16 protein-coding genes are annotated in these 23,757 nt (G+C 62.9%); 11 read left to right on the top strand and 5 right to left on the bottom strand.

What is annotated here, in order from left to right:
- Positions 1-21: 21 nt before the first annotated feature.
- The 4 genes from msrA to aceE form a co-directional block, all read right to left on the bottom strand.
- Entirely contained in the window at positions 22-669 is a 648-nt protein-coding gene (msrA, locus tag J4P02_RS06900; RefSeq protein WP_426188833.1) for a peptide-methionine (S)-S-oxide reductase MsrA, read from the bottom strand.
- Between the two features lie 75 nt (positions 670-744).
- Positions 745-3,438, bottom strand: a complete 2,694-nt coding sequence (locus J4P02_RS06895) for a putative bifunctional diguanylate cyclase/phosphodiesterase (protein WP_426188832.1) — start codon at positions 3,436-3,438, stop codon at positions 745-747.
- Positions 3,439-3,750: 312 nt separating this feature from the next.
- Positions 3,751-5,691 (bottom strand): dihydrolipoyllysine-residue acetyltransferase, encoded by a 1,941-nt coding sequence (gene aceF / locus J4P02_RS06890; RefSeq protein WP_426188831.1) that lies wholly within the window; start codon positions 5,689-5,691, stop codon positions 3,751-3,753.
- Between the two features lie 11 nt (positions 5,692-5,702).
- Positions 5,703-8,348 (bottom strand): pyruvate dehydrogenase (acetyl-transferring), homodimeric type, encoded by a 2,646-nt coding sequence (gene aceE, locus J4P02_RS06885; RefSeq protein WP_426188830.1) that lies wholly within the window; start codon positions 8,346-8,348, stop codon positions 5,703-5,705.
- Between the two features lie 383 nt (positions 8,349-8,731).
- Here aceE and glnE point away from each other — a divergent pair, with 383 nt between their 5' ends.
- The 11 genes from glnE (at position 8,732) to J4P02_RS06830 (ending at position 23,085) form a co-directional block, all read left to right on the top strand.
- The gene (glnE, locus tag J4P02_RS06880; protein WP_426188829.1) at positions 8,732-11,671 is read left to right on the top strand and encodes a bifunctional [glutamate--ammonia ligase]-adenylyl-L-tyrosine phosphorylase/[glutamate--ammonia-ligase] adenylyltransferase; all 2,940 of its coding nucleotides are present in this window, start codon (positions 8,732-8,734) and stop codon (positions 11,669-11,671) included.
- Positions 11,672-11,804: 133 nt separating this feature from the next.
- Positions 11,805-12,839: a lipopolysaccharide heptosyltransferase II gene (gene waaF, locus J4P02_RS06875; RefSeq protein WP_426188828.1), complete on the top strand. Its 1,035-nt coding sequence runs from the start codon at positions 11,805-11,807 to the stop codon at positions 12,837-12,839.
- A gap of 1 nt (position 12,840) precedes the next feature.
- The gene (gene waaC, locus J4P02_RS06870) at positions 12,841-13,902 is read left to right on the top strand and encodes a lipopolysaccharide heptosyltransferase I (protein WP_426188827.1); all 1,062 of its coding nucleotides are present in this window, start codon (positions 12,841-12,843) and stop codon (positions 13,900-13,902) included.
- Positions 13,902-15,026, top strand: a complete 1,125-nt coding sequence (locus tag J4P02_RS06865) for a glycosyltransferase family 4 protein (RefSeq protein ID WP_426188826.1) — start codon at positions 13,902-13,904, stop codon at positions 15,024-15,026. Before waaC ends, J4P02_RS06865 begins: the two co-directional genes overlap by 1 nt.
- Positions 15,023-15,829, top strand: coding sequence for a lipopolysaccharide core heptose(I) kinase RfaP (rfaP, locus tag J4P02_RS06860; protein ID WP_426188825.1), 807 nt, complete (start codon positions 15,023-15,025; stop codon positions 15,827-15,829). The genes J4P02_RS06865 and rfaP overlap by 4 nt, the downstream gene beginning before the upstream one ends.
- Positions 15,829-16,563, top strand: a complete 735-nt coding sequence (locus J4P02_RS06855) for a lipopolysaccharide kinase InaA family protein (protein WP_426188824.1) — start codon at positions 15,829-15,831, stop codon at positions 16,561-16,563. The genes rfaP and J4P02_RS06855 overlap by 1 nt, the downstream gene beginning before the upstream one ends.
- Positions 16,560-17,312 (top strand): lipopolysaccharide kinase InaA family protein, encoded by a 753-nt coding sequence (locus J4P02_RS06850; protein ID WP_426188823.1) that lies wholly within the window; start codon positions 16,560-16,562, stop codon positions 17,310-17,312. The genes J4P02_RS06855 and J4P02_RS06850 overlap by 4 nt, the downstream gene beginning before the upstream one ends.
- Positions 17,312-18,766 (top strand): lipopolysaccharide kinase InaA family protein, encoded by a 1,455-nt coding sequence (locus J4P02_RS06845; RefSeq protein WP_426188822.1) that lies wholly within the window; start codon positions 17,312-17,314, stop codon positions 18,764-18,766. Before J4P02_RS06850 ends, J4P02_RS06845 begins: the two co-directional genes overlap by 1 nt.
- Before the next feature lie 201 nt (positions 18,767-18,967).
- Positions 18,968-20,722, top strand: a complete 1,755-nt coding sequence (locus J4P02_RS06840; protein WP_426188821.1) for a carbamoyltransferase family protein — start codon at positions 18,968-18,970, stop codon at positions 20,720-20,722.
- Positions 20,709-21,629 carry a glycosyltransferase family 2 protein gene (locus J4P02_RS06835; RefSeq protein ID WP_426188820.1) on the top strand — a complete coding sequence of 307 codons (921 nt, stop codon included), beginning with the start codon at positions 20,709-20,711 and terminating at the stop codon, positions 21,627-21,629. Before J4P02_RS06840 ends, J4P02_RS06835 begins: the two co-directional genes overlap by 14 nt.
- A gap of 70 nt (positions 21,630-21,699) precedes the next feature.
- Entirely contained in the window at positions 21,700-23,085 is a 1,386-nt protein-coding gene (locus J4P02_RS06830) for a hypothetical protein (protein ID WP_426188819.1), read from the top strand.
- Positions 23,086-23,088: 3 nt separating this feature from the next.
- On the opposite strand, the gene J4P02_RS06825 is transcribed toward J4P02_RS06830, so the two are convergent.
- Entirely contained in the window at positions 23,089-23,745 is a 657-nt protein-coding gene (locus tag J4P02_RS06825) for a phosphotransferase (protein WP_426188818.1), read from the bottom strand.
- Between the last annotated feature and the right edge of the window lie 12 nt (positions 23,746-23,757).

The following is a 23,757-nucleotide window of genomic DNA, read 5'->3' as shown; positions in this document are numbered from 1 at the left end:
GGCTTGCAGCTTGCGGCTGCTTCAAATGGGGCAGGTGACGCCGGTGCCGCCGATGCCGCAATAGCCTTCGGGGTTCTTCGCCAGGTACTGCTGGTGGTAGGCCTCGGCGAAGTAGAGGGTCGGGGCCTCGGCGATTTCAGTGGTGATGCTGCCCAGGCCGGCCTTGGTCAGTTCCGCCTGGAACACCTCCTTGCTGTGCAGCGCCTGCTCCAGCTGGGTCGGGTTGGTGGTGTAGATCACCGAACGGTACTGGGTGCCAATGTCATTGCCCTGGCGCATGCCCTGGGTCGGGTTGTGCAGTTCCCAGAACATTGCCAGCAGTTGCTGGTAGCTGACCTTCTCCGGTTCGTACACCACCAGCACCACTTCGGTATGCCCGGTCAGGCCCGAGCAGACTTCTTCATAGGTCGGGTTCGGGGTAAAGCCGCCGGCGTAGCCCACTGAAGTGCTGTACACGCCCTCGCGTTGCCAGAAGCGCCGCTCGGCGCCCCAGAAGCAGCCCAGGCCGAAGATGGCGAAATCCACTTCGCCCGGGAAGGGGCCCAGCAGCGGGTGGCCGTTGACGTAGTGTTCATCGGGAACGGTCATGGGGGTTTCACGGCCGGGCAGAGCTTGTTCTTTGGTTGGAAGCACGTTTTTATTCACCAGGATTTCCGAGCGCAAGACCATGTCGCAGTCCTCTCAGTCAGGTTGGGGAGTAGGTAAGAAGATAGACCCGCAGTTTGCCCGAGTGTTACAGCGCTGTCAGGCAATTGGGCCGCGCGGATAGCGCTTGAGCTTGGCGATCAGCTCGCTGCCGGGGATTGGCCGGTCGAACAGGTAGCCCTGGCCCACGTCGCAGCGATGACGACGCAGGAATGCCAGTTGCTCGGCGGTTTCCACCCCTTCGGCCACCACCTTGATCTTCAGGTTGTGGGCCATGGCGATCACCGCCGAGGTGATTTCCATGTCGTCCTGGTTGTCGGGGATCTCGTGGATAAAGCTGCGATCGATCTTGATGATGTCGATGGGGAATTTCTTCAGGTAGCTCAGGGACGAATAACCGGTGCCGAAGTCGTCCATGGCCAGGGTCAGGCCGAGTTTCTTCAATTGCTCGAGTTGCTGGTGGGTGTCGTCGGTGGCTTCCAGCAGCAAGCCTTCGGTCAGCTCCAGCTCCAGCAGCGAGGGCGGCAACTGTTCTTCCTTGAGGATGCCGGCGATGGAGGCCACCAGGTCCGGGTCGGAGAACTGCTTGGGCGACAGGTTGATGGCCACGTGCAGGTTGCCCAGGCCGGCGGCGGTCAGCTGCTTGCTCATGCGGCAGGCCTGGCGGGCGATCCATTTGCCGATGGGGATGATCAGGCCGGTTTCTTCCGCCACGCTGATGAACTGGTCCGGACGGATCATGCCCTTTTCCGGGTGATTCCAGCGCAGCAGCGCTTCCATGCCCAGCAGGCGGCCGCTGCGCAGGCACAGCTTGGGCTGGTAGAACACGTCCAGCTCGTTCTGGGTCAGGGCGCGGCGCAGGTTGTTCTCGACGAACAGCTTGTAGCTGGCCTCGGCATTCAGCGCCTCGGTGAACACCTGCACCTGGTGCTTGCCGTTGGCCTTGGCCTTGTGCAGCGCCAGGCCGGCGTTGCGCATCAGGGTTTGCGGATCGCGACCATGCAGCGGCGCACTGGCCAGGCCCACCGAGCCGGTGACGCTGATCAGCTGGTTGTCGACGAACATGGGTTTGTCCAGGGTCATCAGCAACTGGCTGGCGATCTGCTGGCCGGCTTCCAGGTCGGTGTTGTCCAGCAGCACGGCGAATTCGTTACTGGCAAAGCGCGCCAGGCTGCCGCTGGGGCTCAGGCTGTTGCGCAGGCGCCGGGCCAGGCTGATCAGCAGTTTGTCGCCGGTCTGGTGGCCGAGGCTGTCGTTGATCCGCTTGAAATTGTCGATATCCACCAGCAGCAGGCTGATCGGGGTATCGCTGTCTCGGGCGAAACGCTCGTCGAGGTTGCGGATGAACGCCGGGCGATTGCCCAGGTTGGTCAGGTTGTCGGTGTAGGCCAGGCGTTCGATGCGTTGCTGGGCCAGCTTGGTCTGGGTGATGTCTTCGTAGATACCGATGTAGTGGGTCAGTTCGCGATTGTCGCCATACACCTTGGAGATCGACAGCTGGCCCCAGTAGGGCTCGAGGTTCTTGCGCCGGCTCTTGAATTCGCCCTGCCAGCTATTGCTCTTGGCCAGGCTGGAGGGGGCGTCGAACAGCAGTTCGCTGAGGTTTTCCAGGGCCGGCAGTTCCGCCAGGCGGTGGCCGTGGACCTCTTCGGTGCTGTACTGGGTGATCGCCGTGAAGCTCGGGTTGACGTACTCCACCACCCCGTCGCAATTGACCAGCAGAAAGGCGTTGGCGCTCTGTTCCACGGCGCGCTGGAACAGGTGCAGGGCGCTGGTGGCGGCACGCCGGTTGTGATTGTTGATGACCTGGGCGAACTGGTCCGCCAGCTCGCCGGCAAAGGCGATCTCGTCGGACTGCCAGGCTCGGGTCATGCCGGTCTGTTCCAGGCACAGCACGCCGACCACCTGGCCGTCGATGCGGATGCTGGCGTCGAGCATGGCGTTGACATCCCGCGGGCGCAGGCTTTCGGCCATCTCCCGGGTGCGCGGGTCGCGCATGGCGTTCTGCGCATCGATGGCGCGGCAGCTGTGCAGGGCTTCCAGGTAGTCGGGAAAGCTGCTGGCGTCGATGGGCTCCGGCAGGCGGTATTCCTGGGGGCCACGATGATAGGCGGCAATTGGCACCAGTTGCTGGTCTTCGAGGTTCCAGATACTGGCGCAGTCGATCTGGTAGATATCGCAGGCGCAGCGGGTGATCAGTTCCGCGGCTTCCTTCAGCGAGTTGCCGCTGCTGTAGCGCTGGCGGGTCAGGAGCAGGATCAGGTCCTGCTGGGCGCGGACCCGTTCCAGATGCTGCAGTTGTTCCTGCTGGGCTCGCTGGTTGAGTTCCAGGGCGATCTGCAGGCGTGAGTTCTGGGTTTCCAGGTCCTGGGTCGGCAGCGACGCGGCAGAGTTGAACAGCCCCTCGACCACCAGCAGGTAACCGCGCAGCAGGTGGCGGTTGTGCTGTTTGTAGGCTTCGCCCAGCTCCAGGATGCTCAGGGGGCCCTGGCTGGTGTGCAGGGTGTAGCGGATCAGGTAATGGGGGCTGCTGCTCAGCTGCTGCTGGATGGTGTCGTGCAGCTGATAACGGGCTTCCGGTTCCATCAGGCTGGCGTAGGGCGAGCCCACCAGGGCGCAGAGCTCGACAGCGGGCAGGCCGAACTGGCGTTCGCAGTTGGGGTCGAGAAACAGCAGTGCCCAGCTTGCTTCATTCAGCCGTTCGAAACGCAGCATGCCGAGCCGCGAAGGCACCGGCAACTGCGTCACTACCTCGGCCACCATACGGCTGGCGGCATCGGGTTGGCTTTTCATGGGGAAACTCGCTTCGAAATTGCTGATCGCGCCGGGCACTCGCCCTCTTTACTGCAGCCTGCGGCAAGGTTGCATCATGCAGCATCGACTGACAAGTGAGATGAAGGCTAAGTGCTATAAACCTGTATCGGCAAGCCGCGGGATTTCTGCAAAGTTACTTTTTCGACCTTTCGTCGCCCTGGGGTGCCGGAGGATTGGCGACTTTTTTCTGGCAAAAAAAGCCCCGCCAAAGTGACGGGGTTGAGGTACGAGCGTGGCGCTCGAAAGGGTTGCGAAGCCGGCCCGCCCATGACGGGTGGGCCGGCTTGCGGATTACAGCAGCATGGTGCGGATATCCGCCAGCAGGTCGCCCAGGCGCTTGGTGAAGCGCGCGGCGGCGGCGCCGTTGATCACGCGGTGATCGTAGGACAGCGACAGCGGCAGCATCAGCTTCGGCTGGAAGGCCTTGCCGTCCCAGACGGGCTGGATGGTGGCCTTGGACACGCCGAGGATCGCCACTTCCGGTGCATTGACGATCGGCGTGAAGCCGGTGCCGCCAATGTGGCCGAGGCTGGAGATGGTGAAGCACGCGCCTTGCATCTCGTCTGCGGAAAGCTTCTTGGTCCGGGCCTTTTCCGCCAGGGAAGCGGCTTCGGCAGCCAGTTGCAGCAGGCTCTTCTGATCGACGTTCTTGATCACTGGTACCAGCAGGCCATCCGGGGTGTCCACGGCGAAGCCGATGTTCACGTACTTCTTGCGGATGATCGCCTTGCCGCTTGGTGCCAGGGAGCTGTTGAAGTCCGGCAGTTCCTTGAGCAGGTGGGCGCAGGTCTTGAGCAGCAGCGGCAGGATGGTCAGCTTGACGCCGGCCTTCTCGGCCACGGCTTTCTGCGCCACACGGAAGGCTTCCAGCTCGGTGATATCGGCCGAGTCGAATTGCGTCACGTGCGGCACGTTCAGCCAGCTGCGGTGCAGGTTGGCGGCGCCGACCTGCATCAGGCGGGTCATCGCCACTTCCTCGACTTCACCGAACTTGCTGAAGTCCACCACCGGAATCGGCGGAATGCCTGCGCCACCGGTTGCGCCGGCAGCCGGTGCTTCCTTGGCCTTCTGCATCATGGCCTTGACGTAGACCTGCACGTCTTCCTTGAGGATGCGACCGTGCGGGCCACTGGCGCCTACCGCGTTCAGCTCGACGCCGAACTCGCGGGCCAGTTGACGCACGGCTGGGCCGGCGTGAACTTTGGCACCCGGCTTGGCCGGTGCGGCAGCTGGTGCGGCGGCAGCCACTGGCGCGGCAGCCGCAGGAGCTGCTTCAGCCTTGGCTGGAGCCGGTGCAGCAGCAGGAGCCTGCGCGGCGGCCGGGGCAGCGCCCTTGACCTTGAGTTTGAGGATCAGGTCGCCGGTGCCGACTTCGTCGTCCAGCTTGATCGATACGCTTTCCACGATACCGGCGGCTGGCGATGGGATTTCCATGCTGGCCTTGTCGGATTCGAGGGTGATCAGCGATTGGTCGGCAACCACGCTGTCGCCGGCCTTGACCAGCACTTCGATGATCTTGGCCTTGCCGGCCGAGCCGATGTCCGGAACGTGGATGTCCTGGACGCTGTCGGCCACTGGAGCAGCCGGGGCTGCTGCAGGAGCAGGCGCAGCGGCAGCGGCTGGAGCGGCAGCCTGGGCCGGAGCGGCAGCAGGAGCCGCAGCACCCGCCACTTCCAGATCCAGGATCAGGTCGCCGGTGCCGACTTCGTCGTTGAGCTTGACGCTGATGGCCTTGACCACGCCAGCGGCAGGCGATGGGATTTCCATGCTGGCCTTGTCGGATTCCAGGGTGATCAGCGACTGATCGGCAGCAACGGTGTCGCCGACCTTGACCTGGATCTCGATGATCTGTGCCTTGCCCGACGAGCCGATATCCGGCACGTGCACTTGCTGCACCGAAGCGGCAGCCGGTGCTGCTGGGGCCGCGGCAGGAGCCGGAGCGGCCGCAGGCTGTTCAGCCTTTGGCGCAGCAGCCGGGGCAGGGGCCGCAGCAGCGGCACCCTCGACTTCCAGTTCCAGCAGTTCGTCGCCTTCTTTCAGGCGGTCGCCCAGCTTCACTTTCAGGCTCTTGACCACCCCGGCCTTCGGCGCAGGGATTTCCATGCTGGCCTTGTCCGACTCCAGCGTCAGGATGCTCTGGTCGGCTTCGACACGGTCGCCGACCTTCACAAACAGTTCGATTACTTCACCTTCACCGCTGCCGATGTCAGGTACGCGAATGAGTTCGCTCACAGAAAGTCTCCTCAGCAGTCCAGTGGGTTGCGTTTTTCCGGGTCGATACCGAACTTGGTGATGGCCTCGGCCACAACCTTGGGTTCGATGTCGCCACGGTCAGCCAGGGCTTCCAGGGCTGCCAACACCACGAAATGACGGTCGACTTCGAAGAAGTGACGCAGTTTCTTGCGGCTGTCGCTGCGGCCGAAACCGTCGGTGCCCAGGACCTTGAATTCCTTGGACGGCACCCACTGACGGATCTGCTCGGCGAACAGTTTCATGTAGTCGGTAGAGGCGATGACCGGACCTTTACGGCCGCTCAGGCACTCTTCGACGTAGCTCAGCTTCGGCTTCTGGCCAGGGTGCAGGCGGTTGCTGCGCTCTACGGCCAGGCCGTCGCGGCGCAGTTCGTTGAAGCTGGTAACGCTCCAGACGTCGGCAGCGACGTTGAACTCGTCACGCAGGATCTTCGCCGCTTCGCGAACTTCGCGCAGGATGGTGCCGGAGCCCATCAGCTGTACGTGGTGTGCGGCTTCGCGGGTGTCTTCTTCCAGCAGGTACATGCCCTTGATGATGCCTTCCTCGACACCGGCCGGCATGGCTGGCTGCTGGTAGGACTCGTTCATCACGGTGATGTAGTAGAAGACGTCCTGTTGCTCTTCGGTCATCTTCTTCATGCCGTCCTGGATGATCACCGCCAGCTCGTAGCCGTAGGTTGGATCGAAGGTGCGGCAGTTCGGGATGGTGCCGGCCAGCATGTGGCTGTGGCCGTCTTCGTGCTGCAGGCCTTCACCGTTCAGGGTGGTACGGCCGGCGGTGCCGCCGATCAGGAAGCCGCGGGTACGGCTGTCGCCGGCAGCCCAGGCCAGGTCGCCAATACGCTGGAAGCCGAACATCGAGTAGAAGATGTAGAACGGCAGCATCGGCTGGTTGTGGCTGGAGTACGAAGTACCGGCAGCGATGAAGGAGCTCATGGCGCCCGCTTCGTTGATGCCTTCCTCGAGGATCTGGCCCTTCTTGTCTTCGCGGTAGAACATCACCTGGTCTTTATCGACTGGCTCGTAGAGCTGGCCGACGGAGGAGTAGATGCCCAGCTGGCGGAACATGCCTTCCATACCGAAGGTACGGGCTTCGTCCGGGATGATCGGCACGATGCGCGAACCGATTTCCTTGTCCTTGACCAGCTGCGCGAGGATCCGCACGAAGGCCATGGTGGTGGAGATTTCACGATCGCCGGAACCGTCGAGGATGGCCTTGAGGGTTTCCAGTGGCGGGGTCGGGATGCTGAAGCTCTTGGCGCGACGCTGAGGCACGAAACCGCCCAGCGCGGCACGACGCTCGCTCAGGTAGCGGGCTTCGGCGCTGCCTTCTTCAGGCTTGAAGAACGGCAGGTTCTCGATGTCGTCGTCTTTCACCGGAATGTCGAAACGGTCGCGGAACAGCTTCAGGCTGTCGACGTCGACTTTCTTGGTGTTGTGCGCGGTGTTCTTCGCTTCGCCGGCGCCGGTGCCATAACCCTTGATGGTCTTGGCCAGGATCACGGTCGGCTGCTCTTTGTGGTTGACCGCCTCGTGGTAGGCCGCATAGACCTTGTACGGGTCGTGGCCGCCACGGTTGAGTTTCCAGATCTCGTCGTCGGACAGATCGGCAACCATCGCCTTGAGTTCAGGGGTGTTGAAGAAGTGCTCGCGGACGAACGCGCCGTCCTTGGCCTTGTAGTTCTGGTACTCGCCGTCGATAACTTCGTCCATGCGGCGTTGCAGGATGCCGTCGACGTCCTTGGCCAGCAGTGGGTCCCAGAAACGGCCCCAGACCACCTTGTTGACGTTCCACTGGGCACCACGGAACACGCCTTCGAGTTCCTGGATGATCTTGCCGTTGCCGCGAACCGGGCCGTCGAGGCGCTGCAGGTTGCAGTTGATGACGAAGATCAGGTTGTCCAGCTTCTCGCGGCCGGCCAGGGAGATCGCGCCCAGGGATTCCGGCTCGTCGCACTCGCCGTCGCCCATGAAGCACCAGACTTTCTGCTTGCCGGCCGGGATGAAGCCACGGGCTTCCAGGTACTTCATGAAACGCGCCTGGTAGATCGCCTGGATCGGGCCCAGGCCCATGGAAACGGTCGGGAACTGCCAGAAGTCAGGCATCAGCCAAGGGTGCGGGTAGGACGACAGGCCGTTGCCATCGACTTCCTGGCGGAAGTTGTTCATCTGGTCTTCGGAGATGCGGCCTTCCATGAACGCACGGGCGTAGACGCCTGGCGATGCGTGACCCTGGAAGTAGATCAGGTCGCCGCCGTGTTCGTCGGTCGGGGCCTGGAAGAAGTAGTTGAAGCCGATGTCATACAGGGTGGCGCTGGAGGCGAAGCTGGAGATGTGACCGCCCAGGTCAGAATCTTTCAGGTTCGTACGCATAACCATGGCCAACGCGTTCCAACGTACCAGCGAGCGAATGCGGCGTTCCATGAACAGGTCGCCAGGCATGCGTGCTTCGTGGGTGACGGGAATCGTGTTGCGGTACGGCGTGGTGATGGCGTAGGGCAGTTGCGAGCCGCTGCGGGTCGCGAGTTCGCCCATACGGGTCATCAGATAGTGAGCACGGTCTTCGCCTTCTTTTTCGAGAACCGATTCCAGGGCGTCCAGCCATTCCTGGGTTTCGACGGGATCGAGGTCTTGCATGGCTTGCTCCAGGGCGGAAAGGCTTCCAGAATCGGTTGCCTGAGTTTGCGACTGGCCTTGTGGGCAGACGATTATAAATTCTTGGATTGCCGGAGGTTGATCCGGCGGCGTGTAGTTTTACTACAAATCGTCGGCCATTTCAGCCTTTCGAATGTATAGACGAGTAGTAAAACTACAGAAGATTGGCTCGTGGCCTCCTGCTGCGTTGTGAGAATCATCGTTACTCTTGGTCGGTGGCCAAGGGGAATAGGTAATAAATTAATGCCCGCTGCTAAAAAAAACCTATTTTCAGCTATTTCTAACTTTTGTTCGACAGTCCATCACGCCGTTTGCCCTTGCCAACCATCCCCGCCCGCTTTTTCCACGCCGATCAAGGATAGCCCATGAGCCTGCCCGCGCTTGCCCAAGTCCCTGCGATTCTCCAGCCATTGGTCAGCCGTGGCGAGCAGTCGTTGCGCAGTGCGGTGGCGGCGCTGGAGGGTGACCCCGGCATCGGCGATTGGAGTGCCGAGCGCTGGGCCGAGTTCGCCCGGGTTTGTGCCGCCAGCGACTTCGTCATTGAACAGAGCCTGCGTGACCCTTTGATGTTGCTGGAGCTGGTGCGTTCCGGGGAACTGGATCGCGGCTTCGCCCCGGGGGAGCTGTGTGGGCAGATTGCCGCCGCCGTGCAAGCCGCCGAAACCGAGGACCAGCTGGGGCGCGTGCTGCGCCGCCAGCGTACCCGCCAGCAGGTGCGGATCATCTGGCGCGACCTGAATCGCCAGGCCGACCTGGTGCAAACCTGCCGCGATCTTTCCGACCTGGCCGATGCCAGCATCGACCAGGCCTATCAATGGCTGTACCTGCGCCATAGCCAGCAATTCGGCGTGCCCACCGGCGCCCGCAGCGGCGAGCCGCAGCAGATGGTCATCCTCGGCATGGGCAAGCTGGGGGCCGTGGAGCTCAATCTGTCGTCGGACATCGACCTGATCTTCGCCTACCCCGAAGGGGGCGAGACGGTGGGGGTCAAGCGACCGCTGGATAACCAGGAATTCTTTATCCGTTTGGGGCAGCGGCTGATCAAGGCCCTGGACCCGATGACCGTCGACGGCTTTGTGTTTCGTGTCGATATGCGCCTGCGGCCCTACGGCTCCGCCGGCGCCCTGGTGCTGAGCTTCAACGCCCTGGAACAGTACTACCAGGATCAGGGTCGCGACTGGGAGCGCTACGCCATGATCAAGGCCCGGGTGGTGGCCGGGGACCAAGTGGCCGGCGCGCAGCTGCTGGAGATGCTGCGGCCTTTCGTCTACCGCCGTTACCTGGATTTCTCCGCCATCGAAGCGCTGCGCACCATGAAGCAGCTGATCCAGCAGGAAGTCCGGCGCAAGGGCATGGCCGACAACATCAAGCTGGGCTCGGGGGGCATCCGCGAGGTCGAGTTCATCGCCCAGGCCTTCCAGTTGATTCACGGGGGGCGCGACCTGAGCCTGCAGCAGCGTCCTTTATTAAAGGTGCTGGGCACGCTGGAAGGGCAGGGCTACCTGCCGGCGGCGGTGATCAGCGAATTGCGCGAGGGCTACGAGTTCCTGCGCTACACCGAGCATGGGATCCAGGCCATTGCCGACCGCCAGACCCAGATGCTGCCGGACAATCCCCAGGACCAGGCACGTATCGCCTTTATGCTGGGCTTTGCCGACTGGAACGCCTTCCATGAACAGCTGATGTACTGGCGTGGGCGGGTGGAGTGGCACTTCCGCCAGGTGATCGCCGACCCGGATGAAGACGAAGGCGCCGAGAGCGAAGTGGTGGTGGGCGGTGAATGGCTGCCGCTGTGGGAGGAGGCCCAGGATGAAGAGGCCGCTTGCCGGCAGTTGCAGGAGGGCGGTTTCATCGATGCGCCCAAGGCCTTGCGCGCCCTGGCCAGCTTGCGCAGCAGCCCACAGTTGCGTGCCATGCAACGGCTTGGCCGCGAACGCCTGGATGCCTTTATTCCCCGCCTGCTGGCCCAGGCGGTGGAACACGCCAATCCGGACCTGGTGCTGGAGCGGGTGTTGCCCCTGGTGGAAGCCGTGGCGCGACGCTCGGCCTATCTGGTGCTGCTGGCCGAGAACCCCGGTGCCCTGCGCCGATTGCTGACCCTGTGTGCCGCCAGCCCGTGGATTGCCGAGCAGATCACCCGCTTCCCGCTGTTGCTGGATGAGCTGCTCAACGAAGGGCGTCTGTTCAAGCCGCCCCTGGCGCCGGAATTGGCAGCCGAGTTGCGCGAACGCCTGACACGGATTCCCGAGGACGATCTGGAACAGCAGATGGAGGCCCTGCGCCACTTCAAGCTGGCCCACCGCCTGCGGGTAGCGGCCTCGGAAATCGCCGGCAGCCTGCCGTTGATGAAGGTCAGCGATTACCTGACCTGGCTCGCCGAGGCGATTCTGGAACAGGTGCTGGCCCTGGCCTGGCGCCAGACCGTGGCCAAGCATGGCGCGCCGCAGCGGAGCGACGGCACCTTGTGCGACCCGGGATTTATCATCGTCGGTTATGGCAAGGTCGGCGGCATCGAGCTGGGCCATGGTTCCGACCTCGACCTGGTGTTTATCCACGACGGTGACCCCCAGGCGGAAACCGACGGGCCCAAGCCCATAGACGGTGCGCAGTTCTTCACCCGCCTGGGGCAACGGATCATCCACCTGCTGACCACCCAGACCAACTCCGGGCAGTTGTACGAGGTGGACATGCGCCTGCGGCCATCCGGAGCCTCGGGTTTGCTGGTGAGTTCCCTGGGGGCCTTTGGCCGTTATCAGGAGAACGAAGCCTGGACCTGGGAGCATCAGGCACTGGTGCGCGCCCGGGTGCTGGTGGGCAGCCAGGATGTGGGGCAGGCCTTTGAACAGGTGCGTGCCGCGGTGCTGGGCAAGCAGCGCGACCTGCCCAAGCTGCGCCAGGAAGTCAGCGAGATGCGCGCCAAGATGCGCGACAACCTGGGCAGCCGCCTGACCGCCGCCGGAACCGCGGCCAACGCCTTCGAGGCCACGGCGCCGTTCGACCTCAAGCAGGACGCCGGAGGTATCGTCGATATCGAATTTATGGTGCAATACGCCGCCCTGGCGTGGTCCCAAGAGCACCCCTCGCTGCTGCGCTACACCGATAACATCCGCATCCTGGAAGGCCTGGAGCAGGTCGGGCTGATGCCGGCGAGCGATGCCAGCCTACTGCGTGAGGTCTACAAGGCCTACCGTTCAGCCGCTCATCGACAGGCGCTGCAGAATGAGGCCGGAATCATTACCGGTGATCAATTCGTGACCGAACGACGGGAAGTGTTACGAATTTGGCACGAGCTGGGGCTAAGCTAGGCGGCATAATGCGGCCGCAATTGTATCGGGCGAGCTGCGAGGCTCGCCCCAATCAAACCGACGGTGAAGGCCGCGGTGCTGGATTCTCGAGGCGGGGAGGCGTAGGCCTCCCCGGCTCGTTTATGGAAACCACATGAATATTCTGATCGTTGGGCCCAGTTGGGTCGGTGACATGGTGATGGCGCAGACACTCTTCGAGTGCCTGAAACAGCGTCATCCACAATGCGAGATCGACGTGCTGGCCCCCGAGTGGAGTCGGCCGATTCTCGAGCGCATGCCCCAGGTGCGTCGGGCCCTGAGCTTCCCCTTGGGGCACGGTGCTCTGGAGCTGGCGACCCGCCGCAAGATCGGCAAGTCCCTGGCCGGCCAGTACGACCAGGCGATCCTGTTGCCCAACTCGCTGAAATCGGCCCTGGTGCCGTTTTTCGCCGGCATCCCCAAACGCACCGGCTGGCGTGGCGAGTTCCGCTACGGCCTGCTCAACGACGTGCGCAAGCTGGATAAACAACGCTATCCGCTGATGATCGAGCGCTTCATGGCCCTGGCCTATGAACCGGGTGTCGAGCTGCCCCAGCCTTACCCGCGCCCGCGCCTGCAGATCGATGCCCAGAGTCGGGAGGCGGCCCTGGCCAAGTTCGGCCTGGCCCTGGATCGTCCGGTGCTGGCGCTGTGCCCGGGGGCGGAATTCGGTGAGGCCAAGCGCTGGCCGTCCGAGCACTACGCCCAGGTGGCCGAGGCCAAGATCCGCGAGGGCTGGCAGGTCTGGCTGTTCGGGTCGAAGAACGACCACGCCGTGGGTGAAGAGATTCGCGGCCGGCTGATTCCCGGTTTGCGCGAGGAATCGACCAATCTCAGTGGCGAAACCTCCCTGGCCGAAGCCATCGACCTGCTGTCCTGCGCTGACTCGGTGGTGTCCAACGACTCCGGGCTGATGCATGTGGCCGCGGCGCTGAACCGCCCGCTGGTGGCGGTGTACGGTTCCACCTCGCCGGGCTTCACCCCGCCCCTGGCCGATCAGGTGGAAGTGGTGCGCCTGGGCATCGAGTGCAGCCCGTGCTTCGATCGCACCTGCCGTTTCGGCCATTACAACTGCCTGCGCCAGCTTCTGCCGCAGCCGGTGAACGAAGCCCTGCAGCGGTTGCAGGGCTCTGTGGTCGAGGTTCAGTAAGTTGCGGGTACTGTTGATCAAGACCTCCTCCCTGGGGGATGTGATTCACGCGCTGCCGGCCCTGACCGATGCCGCGCGAGCGATTCCCGGGATCAAGTTCGACTGGGTGGTGGAAGAGGGTTTCGCGGAGATTCCGACCTGGCACCCGGCTGTCGGCAAGGTGATTCCAGTGGCCATCCGCCGCTGGCGCAAGAACATCTGGCAAACCATCAAGAGCGGCGAGTGGCGGCGCTTCAAGCAGAATGTGCGCTCGACCAAGTACGACCTGGTGATCGATGCCCAGGGCCTGCTGAAAAGCGCCTGGCTGACCCGCTATGTGCGTGCCCCAGTGGCTGGGCTGGACAAGGACTCGGCCCGTGAGCCCCTGGCCTCGCGCTTCTATGACCGACGCCTGTCGGTGGCCCGTGGGCAGCATGCGGTGGAGCGGGTGCGCCAGCTGTTTGCCGTGGCCCTGGGTTATGACTTGCCGCAGCGGCTGGGCGACTACGGGCTGAACGTCGAGAAATTGGTGGAACTGCCGCGCAAGAAGCCTTTCGTGCTGTTCCTGCATGGCACCACCTGGGACACCAAGCACTGGCCCGAAGCCTACTGGCGCGAGCTGACCGAGCGCATGGGCATGCTCGGCGTCGAGGTCAAGCTGCCCTGGGGCAACGCCGCCGAAAAGGCTCGCGCTGAACGTATTGCCAGTGGCCTGAAAAACGCCACGGTTCTGCCCAAGCTGAACCTGGCCGGGGTCGCCAAGGTGCTGGCCGACGCCCAGGCCTGCGTGGCCGTGGACACCGGTCTTGGTCACCTTGCCGCAGCCCTGGATGTACCCACCATTTCCCTGTTCGGCCCGACCAACCCGGGGCTGACCGGGGCCTACGGCCGGGTGCAGATCCACCTGGGCAGCAACTTCCCCTGCGCACCCTGCCTGCAGAAGAAATGCACCTATCAGCCCACCGCTGCGGACCAGCAGCGTTTTGACCTCAAGCGCGAGTGGCCACTGTGTTTCACCCGCCTGAATCCCGAGCGTGTCGCCAGCCGACTGAGCACCTTGTTATTGGCTGAGGAGCCACGCTGATGCAATTGGCTTTTGTCCTTTACAAGTATTTTCCCTTCGGCGGCCTGCAGCGTGACTTCATGCGCATTGCCCTGGAGTGCCAGCAGCGCGGGCATCAGATCCGTGTCTACACCCTGATCTGGGAGGGCGAGGTGCCCCCGGGTTTCGAGGTGCTGGTGGCGCCGGTCAAGGCGCTGTTCAACCATCGACGCAACGAGAAACTCAGCGCCTGGATGGAGGCCGACCTGGCCAAGCGCCCGGTGGACCGGTTGATCGGTTTCAACAAGATGCCGGGGCTGGACGTGTACTACGCCGCCGATGGCTGTTTCGAGGACAAGGCGCAGAACCTGCGTCATTCGCTGTACCGGCGCTGGGGCCGCTACCGGCACTTCGCCGAGTACGAGCGAGCGGTGTTCGCCAGGGATGCCAAGACCGAGATCCTGATGATCTCCGAAGTCCAGCAGCCGCTGTTCATCAAGCATTACGACACCCCGCTGGAGCGCTTCCACCTGCTGCCGCCGGGCATCGCCCAGGACCGTCGGGCACCGGCCAATGCCGCCGAAATCCGTGCCGATTTCCGCCGTGAATTCAACCTCAAGGACGACGACCTGCTGCTGGTGCAGATCGGCTCCGGGTTCAAGACCAAGGGCGTGGACCGCAGCCTCAAGGCCCTGGCGGCGTTGCCGTCGGCGCTGAAAAAGCGCACCCGGCTGTTTGTAATCGGCCAGGACGACCCCAAGGTATTCCAGGTGCAGAGCGCAGCGCTGGGCCTGAGCGACCAGGTGCAGTTCATGAAAGGGCGCAGTGATATCCCGCGTTTCCTGCTGGGGGCCGACCTGCTGATTCACCCTGCCTACAACGAAAACACCGGCACCGTATTGCTCGAAGCCCTGGTGGCCGGGCTGCCGGTGCTGGTCAGCGCGGTGTGCGGTTATGCCCACTACATTGCCGAGGCCGGGAGTGGCCTGGTGCTGGATGAGCCTATGGAGCAGGCGCAGCTCAATCAGTATTTGAGCACCATGTTGGCCGACGACGCTGCGCGTGCGACCTGGAGCCGTAATGGCCTGGCGTTCGCCGAGACGGCCGACCTCTACAGCATGCCGCAGCACGCTGCGGACGTGATTCTGGCGGAGCAACACCGATGAAGTTGATGCTTGCCGAACCCTTCAAGTCCCTCTGGGCCGGACGCGACGCGTTCGCCGCGGTCGAGGAACTCAAGGGCCAGGTCTACCGTGAGCTGGAGGCGCGCCGTACCTTGCGTACGGAAGTCGAGGGCCGCGGCTATTTCGTGAAGATCCATCGTGGTATCGGCTGGGGCGAGATCCTCAAGAACCTGATCACCGCCAAGCTGCCGGTGCTTGGCGCCGGCCAGGAATGGCGGGCGCTCGAGCGTCTGCATCAGGTCGGCGTGCCCACCATGACCGCCGTCGCCTATGGCGAACGTGGTCGCAACCCGGCGGACCAGCATTCATTTATCGTCACTGAGGAACTGGCACCGACCGTCAGCCTCGAGGACTTCAGCATCGACTGGGTCAAGCAGCCTCCGGCGCCGGCCCTGAAGCGAGCGTTGATCGCCGAAGTGGCGCGCATGACCGGCACCATGCATCGGGCCGGGGTCAACCATCGCGACTGCTACATCTGTCACTTCCTGCTGCACACCGACCAGCCCATCGCCCATGGCGAGCTGAAACTCTCGGTGATCGACCTGCATCGCGCCCAGACCCGGCCGCAGATCACCCAGCGCTGGCGCAACAAGGACCTGGCCGCACTGTATTTCTCGGCCCTGGATATCGGCCTGACGCGCCGCGACAAGCTGCGTTTCCTCAAGGGCTATTTCCAGCAGCCGTTGCGGCAGATCCTCGCCGAAGAAGCGGCGCTGCTGTCCTGGCTCGAGGGCAAGGCGGAAAAGCTCTACGCCCGTAAACAACGATATGGAGACGCGCTCTGATGGCGGGTTGGAACCTGGACCCTGCCTGTCAGGCGCTGGCACAAGATTTTGGCAGTCTGGAGGCGGTATTTGCCCTTGAGGGCGAGCACCTGACCCGCGATCCGCTGTCGGAGGTCATTCGCGTCAAGCGTGATGGCGTCAACTACTACGTCAAGCGTTACACCGGCGCCGGCAAGAATCTGCGGCGCTACCTGGGCAAGCCCCGGGTCAAGTTCGAATGGCAGAACCTCAAGCGTTTCGCCAAGTGGGGCATCCCCACCGCCGATGTGGTGGCCTGGGGCCTGGAACGGCGCGGCCTGGCCTATGCCCGTGGGGCGATGATCACCCGCGAGCTGCCGCAGACCGAAGACCTGTCGGTGCTGGCCGAACGCAACGATCCGCGGCTCAAGGACAGGTCCTGGGTGGATTGTGTAAGCCGGCAGCTGGCGGCCTATACCCGAGTCATGCATGACCATCGCTTTACCCATAACGACCTGAAGTGGCGCAACCTGTTGATCGACGATCACAGCCGCCTGTATCTGATCGATTGCCCCAACGGTGATTTCTGGCGCGGATTCTGGCTCAAGTACCGGATCACCAAGGACCTGGCCTGCCTGGACAAGGTGGCCAAATATCATCTGTCGGCGACTCAGCGCCTGCGTTTCTACCTGCAATACCGTGAGCGCGAGCGCCTGAGCGCTGCCGACAAGGAGCGTATTCGCCACGTGGTGAGATTTTTCGAGGGGCGTGAATGACTGATTTTCTGGCCGCCGAGGAGCGTGCGTTGCTGGAGCGCAACGGCCTCGGTACCTTTGACCAGCTGTGGGCCACGCAACTGCAAGCCGTGGACGAGCCCAATACCGGCCGCGGTGGCAGCAGCAGCGTCTTCCGCCTGGATGTGGAAGGGCAGGGCTTCTATCTCAAGCGGCAAACCAACTACCTGACCCGGACCCTGCACCGACCGTTCGGCGAGCCGAGCTTCGCCCGGGAATTTCGCAATATCCGCCGCTATCAGCAGCTGGGTATTCCGGCCTTGCAGGCGGTGTTCTTCGGCATGCGCAAGGTTGCCGGCGAGTCGCGGGCGATTCTCCTGACCCGAGCCCTGGACGGCTGGGACGACCTGGATGCCTTGCTCTCGCGCTGGGATCAACTGGGCGCGGCAGAGCGCCAGGCGGTGCTTGTTGCCTGTGGGCAACTGGCCCGGCAACTGCACGGCGTGCGCCAGGTGCACGGCTGTTTTTATCCCAAGCATATTTTCCTGCGCCCCGACGGCGAGGGTTACCAGGCGCAGTTGATCGACCTGGAGAAAACCCGGCCATTGCTGTTCGGCCAGCGCGACCGGGTCAAGGACCTCGAGCCCCTGTTGCGCCGGGCCTCGGTGTGGAACAACGAGGAAGTGCGCAGCTTGCTGGCGGCCTATCTGGATCAACCTCGGGACGCTGCCCTGGTGGATGCCTGGCTGGCACGCCTGAGTGCTCGCCGCGATCACAAGGGATCTCGCTGATGCGTTTGTCCGAGCTGAAAAACAGTGGGCGCAACCCGGCCCTGCCCCTGAGTCTGGAGTTGGCGGACGCCGCCGGCCCGGCCCAATTGCAGCTGCTCAGCCTGCTGCGGGTGTTGCCGGGGCAGCGCTATGTGGGTGCCGCTGTCTGGCGTGGGCGCATGGTGCTGGCCAAGTTGCTGGTGGGGCCCAAGGCGGCGCGGCATTTTCAGCGCGAGCTCAATGGCGTGCGCCTGCTGGCCCAGCAAGGCCTGACCACGCCACTGCTGTTGGTCGATGGCTTGCAAGACGGCGAAGGCGGCTGGCTGTTGTTCGAGTTTCTTGAGGGCGCGCACAGCCTGGGCGAGGCCTGGAAGCAGGTAGAAACGTTGCCGGTGCTGGCCGATGAACAGGTTGCGGTGCTGGCCGAGGCCCTGGGCGCGATTGCCCAGTTGCACGCCAAAGGCCTGTGGCAGGAAGACCTGCACCTGGACAACCTGCTGCGCCATGACGGCAAGCTGCATCTGATCGATGGCGCTGGCATCTGCGTCGAAGAGGCCGGCAAGCCACTGTCGCGGCACAAAGTGCTGGAAAACCTCGGGGTGTTCTTCGCCCAGTTGCCCAAGAACCTGGAGCCCTTTACCGAAGAGCTGCTGGTGCATTATTTGCTGAGCAATGCCGAGCACGCCTTGCCCCTGGAAGCCCTGCAGAAGCAGGTGGACAAGGTGCGCGGCTGGCGCCTGCGGGACTTTCTCGCCAAGGTCGGCCGCGAGTGCAGCCTGTTCGCCGTGCAGCGCGGGCCTTTCGCCTTGCGGGCGATTCGCCGTGAGGAAGAGGCGGCAATGCTGCCGGTGCTGGAGCAGGCCGATGCGCTGCTGGATCAAGGGCATCTGTACAAGACCGGCGGTGCGGCCAGTGTCGGTCGGGTCGAGGCCGCGGGCCGCACGCTGGTGCTCAAGCGCTACAACATCAAGGGCTTTGCCCATTGGCTCAAACGTTTCTGGCGCCCGAGCCGGGCCTGGCACTCCTGGCGCGAGGGCAATCGCCTGGCGTTCCTGGGGATTGCCACGCCCAAGCCGCTGGCGTTGTTGGAGCGGCGTTTCCTCTGGCTGCGCCAGCGTGCCTACCTGATTACCGAATACCTGGCCGGGCCGGACATCATCGAGCGCTTCGCCCCGTTCGTGGACAGCGGCGCAGCCCCCGAGCAGGAGTTGCAGGCCCTGGAGCAGCTGTTTGCCCAGTTGCTCAAGGAGCGCATCAGTCATGGCGACCTCAAGGGGCACAACCTGTTCTGGCAAGACGATCGCTGGGCCCTGATCGATCTGGATTCCATGCGCCAGCACGCCAGTTTGCGCAGCTTTGCCCCGGCCTACGCCCGGGATCGCGCACGTTTCATGCGCAACTGGCCGCAAAGCTGCAATTTGTATCAGGTGATTGATCAGCGGCTGCCCAAGACCGTGCAGGCCGCTCAGGGCTGACCTGCGACCCATGGTCGCTGCTGCTGGCAGCGACCATCGGCCAGGGCGGACGCAGCCCCCGGGCTCGCCGCTTGCCGCTAGAGGCTTGCCCCCGCTTTTACGCTATAATCCCGCCCTTTCGTTGTTTCTCGCCCCTTGCGAGCACACTTCATTTTCAAGGCGCATCGCGCCCGCATGCAGACTAAACGAGGCTAGACCCCTGTGGCATTGACGATTCTTGGCCTGTCCGGCGCCCTTAGCCATGATCCTTCGGCAGCCCTGTACATCGACGGCAAACTGATCGCCGCCGCCGAAGAAGAGCGTTTCGTGCGCGACAAGCATGCAAAGAACCGCATGCCCTACGAGTCGGCGAAGTTCTGCCTGGAACAGGCCGGGATCAAGCCTTCCGACGTTGATGTGGTAGCGATTCCATTCGCCCCGATCAGCCTGTTCGGCAAGGCCCGCTGGCACTACGCCAAGCGCTACTGGTACGCCCCGGACCGCGCCCTGGACGCGATCCTGATGGGCAACCGTCGCTACAAGCGCTACCGCAAGAAGATCGTCTGGTGCCTGGAGCAACTGGGCTTCGATCCGAAGAAGATCAAGATCGAGCCGGTGGAGCACCACCTGGCCCACGCCTCCAGTGCCTACCACTGTTCGGGCTTCAAGGAGAAGACCGCGATCCTCGGCATCGACGGCAAGGGCGAGTACGCCACCACCTTCTTCGGCTATGGCGAGAACGGCAAGATCCACAAGATCAAGGAATTCTTCGATCCGGATTCCCTGGGCGGCCTGTATGGCGCGATCACCGAGTTCCTCGGTTTCGAGATGCTCGACGGCGAGTTCAAGGTCATGGGCATGGCGCCTTACGGCGATGCCAGCAAGTACGACTTCTCGCGCCTGGCCAGCTTTGAAAACGGCGAGCTGGTGATCAACACCGACTACGCCAACGTTATCGGCCTGCGCCGTTACAAAGAGAAGGGCAAGGGCTTCTACTTCTCGCCAAAACTCATCGAGTGGCTGGGTCCCAAGCGCGAAGGCGATATCGCCGACGAGCCCTACATCCACTACGCGGCGAGCATGCAGGCGCTGTTCGAGAAGCTGGCCCTGCAGATGATCGACCATTACCTGGGCGACACCCTGAAGGAAACCGGCAAGCTGGCCTTCGCCGGCGGCTGCGCGCTGAACGTCAAGCTGAACCAGAAGATCATCGCTCGTTCGGACGTGAAGGAGCTGTTCGTGCAGCCGGCCTCCGGCGACGCCGGTACCGCAGTGGGTGCCGCGGCCTATGTGTCCCATGCCCGTGGGGTGCCGGTAGAGAAGATGGAGCACGTCTATCTCGGCCCGTCCTACAGCAACGAAGACGTGATTGCGGCCTGTGCCCGCCACCCGCATAAGCCGGCCTGGCGGCAGATCGACAACACCCCGGAACGCATCGCCAAGATCATGGTGGACGGCAACCCGGTGGCCTGGTTCCAAGGCCGCATGGAGTTCGGTCCGCGGGCCCTGGGCGGTCGTTCGATCATCGGTTGCCCGAGCGCCTCGGGCGTGGCCGACCGGATCAACGAGCAGATCAAGTTCCGCGAGCGCTGGAGGCCTTTCTGCCCGTCGATGCTCGACACCGTTGCCCCGCAGATGATCAAGGTCGATCACCCGGCACCCTTCATGACCTTCACCTTCGAAGTGGCTGAAGAGTGGAAGACCCGGGTACCGGAAGTGGTGCACGAAGACGGTACCTCCCGGGCCCAGGTGCTCAAGCGCGAGTACAACCCGCGCTACTACGACATGATGAAGGCCCTGGAAGTGCTGACCGGCAACGGCGTGTCGCTGAACACCTCGCTGAACCGCCGTGGCGAGCCGATGATCTGCTCGCCTACCGACGCCCTGAACATGTTCTACGGCTCCGACCTGCAATACCTGATCATGGAAGACATTCTGGTGGTCAAAGACGGTGTCAATGCCTATGACGAACTCTGAGGCGCTGATCAGCGTAGTTGTACCGACTTACAACTATGCGCATCTGCTCCCTAGAGCGCTTGATTCGGTTCTTGGTCAGTGGGCAGCTGACCTTGAACTTATCGTTATCGACGATGGATCCACTGACAACACGGCGGCAGTCCTGGCGGACTATGTCGCTCGTTTTGCTCAGGTGCGGGTGCATGTGCAGGCCAATGCCGGCGCTGCCGCCGCACGCAACCACGGCATTGGCCTTGCCACTGGCCGTTATGTGTTGTTGCTGGATGCCGATGATGAGCTGACTGACGGGGCGATTGCCGAGCTGCGCAAAATCGTCCTGGCCGATCCTGCCATCGATGTGGTGCTGGGGGCTCAGCTATCGGTAGAGGTCGACGGTCGCGAGCGCCTGCGCTTGCCGACTTCCGTGCCGCGGGCAGATGCTCGCACGCTGGCCCGTCAGTATCTGCTGAGCAAGCGTATTTCCCTCTCTCACTGCTGCACGCTGTTTTCCCGCCGGCTGTTGCTGCAGCGTCCCTATCCCGAGACGCTGCGAACCGGGGAAGACATTGCCGTATTTGCCTACCTGGTGGTCAATGGGCGCTTTGCCATAACCTCCACGCCCCTGGCGCGAATCCACAAGCATGCCGACAGCTTGCGTCACAGTCGTGATGACGAGGAACAGGTGGCGCTGGGCATTGTGGAGGAGGTTTTCAGCAGCTTGCCCGAAGCCTGCCAGTCGCTGAAGAAGCGCTATAAAGCGCAGCGTTACCTGTCGCTGTTCCGGGCTGCACTGCTGGGTAATGAGGTCGGCCTGGCGCGACGGTTCTATTGGACGGCGTTTTCCTTGAGTCCGTTGCAGGCCATGCGCTGGACTTATTTACGCAAAGTATTGCGACTGTATTTGAAAGGGGGGAACGCTCGTGGTTGAGGGGGGTGCATGGAAGTGGGGCTTGAGGGTTATCAATCAGTATCCCGTTCGTTTGACCTTGGTAGGCAGTTTGCTGCTGTCCCTGATTGCGATACTGGGCGCGGCAACCGTTGGTCGTGATGCGGCCTACTACATCAATATTGCGCAGAAGGTTACCGAACAGGGGCCGGCAATCGCCTGGACGATATTCGATTGGCCCTGGTTCCCCCTGCTGTTGGCGCAAACCCATATCTTCCTGGGGTTGCCTCTGGAACTGAGTGCCTATCTGTGGTGCGCACTCTTCGTTGCCGGAACCAGTGCCTTGATGGTCGATTGTGTTCGCCAGCGTGTGCCAGAAGCCGCGGGATGGGCTTGCCTGGTGATGTTGGCGATGCCCGCAGTCAATGCGTTCCGTGACGATATCATTCGGGAATGCGGTTTCTGGTTCTTCTGCACCTTGAGCCTCTGGCTGGCCTTGCGCTGGCAGGCCCGTGGTGGCTGGTGGCGAGCCGGGACTATTCACCTGGCAATCGGGGCGGCGGCGCTGTTTCGCCTTGAGGCCATACTGCTGCTGCCCGCGTTGGGGTTATGGCAGTTGCCGAATCTTTTCTCCGGCTCCCGGCGCAAGGCATTCTTCGAGTTCATGTTGCTTCCGCTGCTGGGTCTGGTTGCGGCAGTGGTGCTGGTATCGGTATCGGGGCAGTTGTCTTCCGCCCGCGTCAGCTATTACCTGGACATGATCAATCCGCGGCACGTCTTTGCTTCGTTCAATATGTTGTCCGAGCAGTTTGCCAACTCCCTGATCAACAAGTATTCGAAGGATGATTCGGGGCGGATCATCTTCTTCGGCATTCTCGCCACCTTGATGATTTCCTTCGTCAAGCTGATGGGGCCCTTTGCGCTTCCCTTTGTGTTCCGGCGCAATTGGCAGGTGTTGCGTACCTACTGGGATCAATATCGTCCATTTGCCTGGGCGGCCTTGCTTTATACCCTGGTGCTGATGCTGTTCTTCATCAAGCAACAATTCATGAACTCACGCTATCTGAGCTTCCTGAACCTGTTGATGGTTCCCGTGCTGGCCATGGCCCTGATGCTCTTCGTGCGGGAGTTTCCGCGGCTTGGCAAGGCGTTGGTGGCAATCGGGCTGTTGCTGATGCTGTCGAACGTGATTTCCACCAGCCCGGGCAAGACCCAGTATGTCGAGGCCGGTCGCTGGCTCGCCGCGAACACCGATGCGCAGGCACCGGCGTATTTTGAGGATGGGCGTATCGGCTATTACGCTGGGCGAGGGTATCTCAACAGCATGCCGCGGGAGCAGGCGATGTCTGCCGAGCACGCCGGCGACTATCGCTACTTCCTGATTGAGGCCAAGCCCGACGAAGCCTGGCTGGCCGGCTGGCTGGCCGAGCACCAGATGCGCATCCTGGCGCAGTTTGCCAATCGCAAGGGCGCCAGGGTGCTGGTCATAGGTCAGTAAGGCCTAGGCCAGCAACTGCCGCAGTTGTTCGATAAACGGCGCTTGGCGGGGGCTGGCCTGCACACCCTGGCGGTATCCTTCGACGAAGGTGCTGCCAGCGTCCTGGCCCAGCAGCCATTGCCGATCTTCCTGATAGCGCAGCACGTGGACGAAGTTGCGCAGCCGCTTGCGTTCGCTCAAGGGCGAGTTCTGGCAGCGTAAATCGGCGATATCGATCAGCCCCAGTTGGTTATCCGGCGTCAGGACCACGTTGCCCAGGTGCAGCGAGCGGAAATACACGCCTTTTTCATGCAGGTCGGCAATGAAGCGGCCCAACTGAGCCCTGAGCGCATCGGCGTTGTCGCGTTCGTCGAGCAGTTGCCTGAGGGTCTTGCCTTGCAAGGGCTCGTAGTAGACCCCGTCACGCTGGATGCTCGGGATACGGTATACGGCAACGATCCGCGGGCAGGCGATGCTGCGTTGCGCCAGGGCTTTGGTGTTGTCGGCAAAGCGCCGGGCATAGGGGTAGAACAGGGCCGAGCTCAGCAGGCGCTTGCGGCGGAAGAGTTTGAGCATGCGCCCGTCGCTCAAGCGCAGTACCTTGTCTCCGGAGCCGTCGGCCTCGAGTACCTGGGCTCCGGCGCGCAACGTCTCGTAGGTGCGGTGATCAATCTCTTGCATTGGCGACTCCAG

Origin of the sequence: Pseudomonas sp. NFXW11, from assembly GCF_049887815.1 — a bacterium.
In the GTDB taxonomy this organism is placed as follows: Bacteria; Pseudomonadota; Gammaproteobacteria; order Pseudomonadales; family Pseudomonadaceae; genus Aquipseudomonas.
This window is presented reverse-complemented; position numbering and strand designations above follow the sequence as displayed.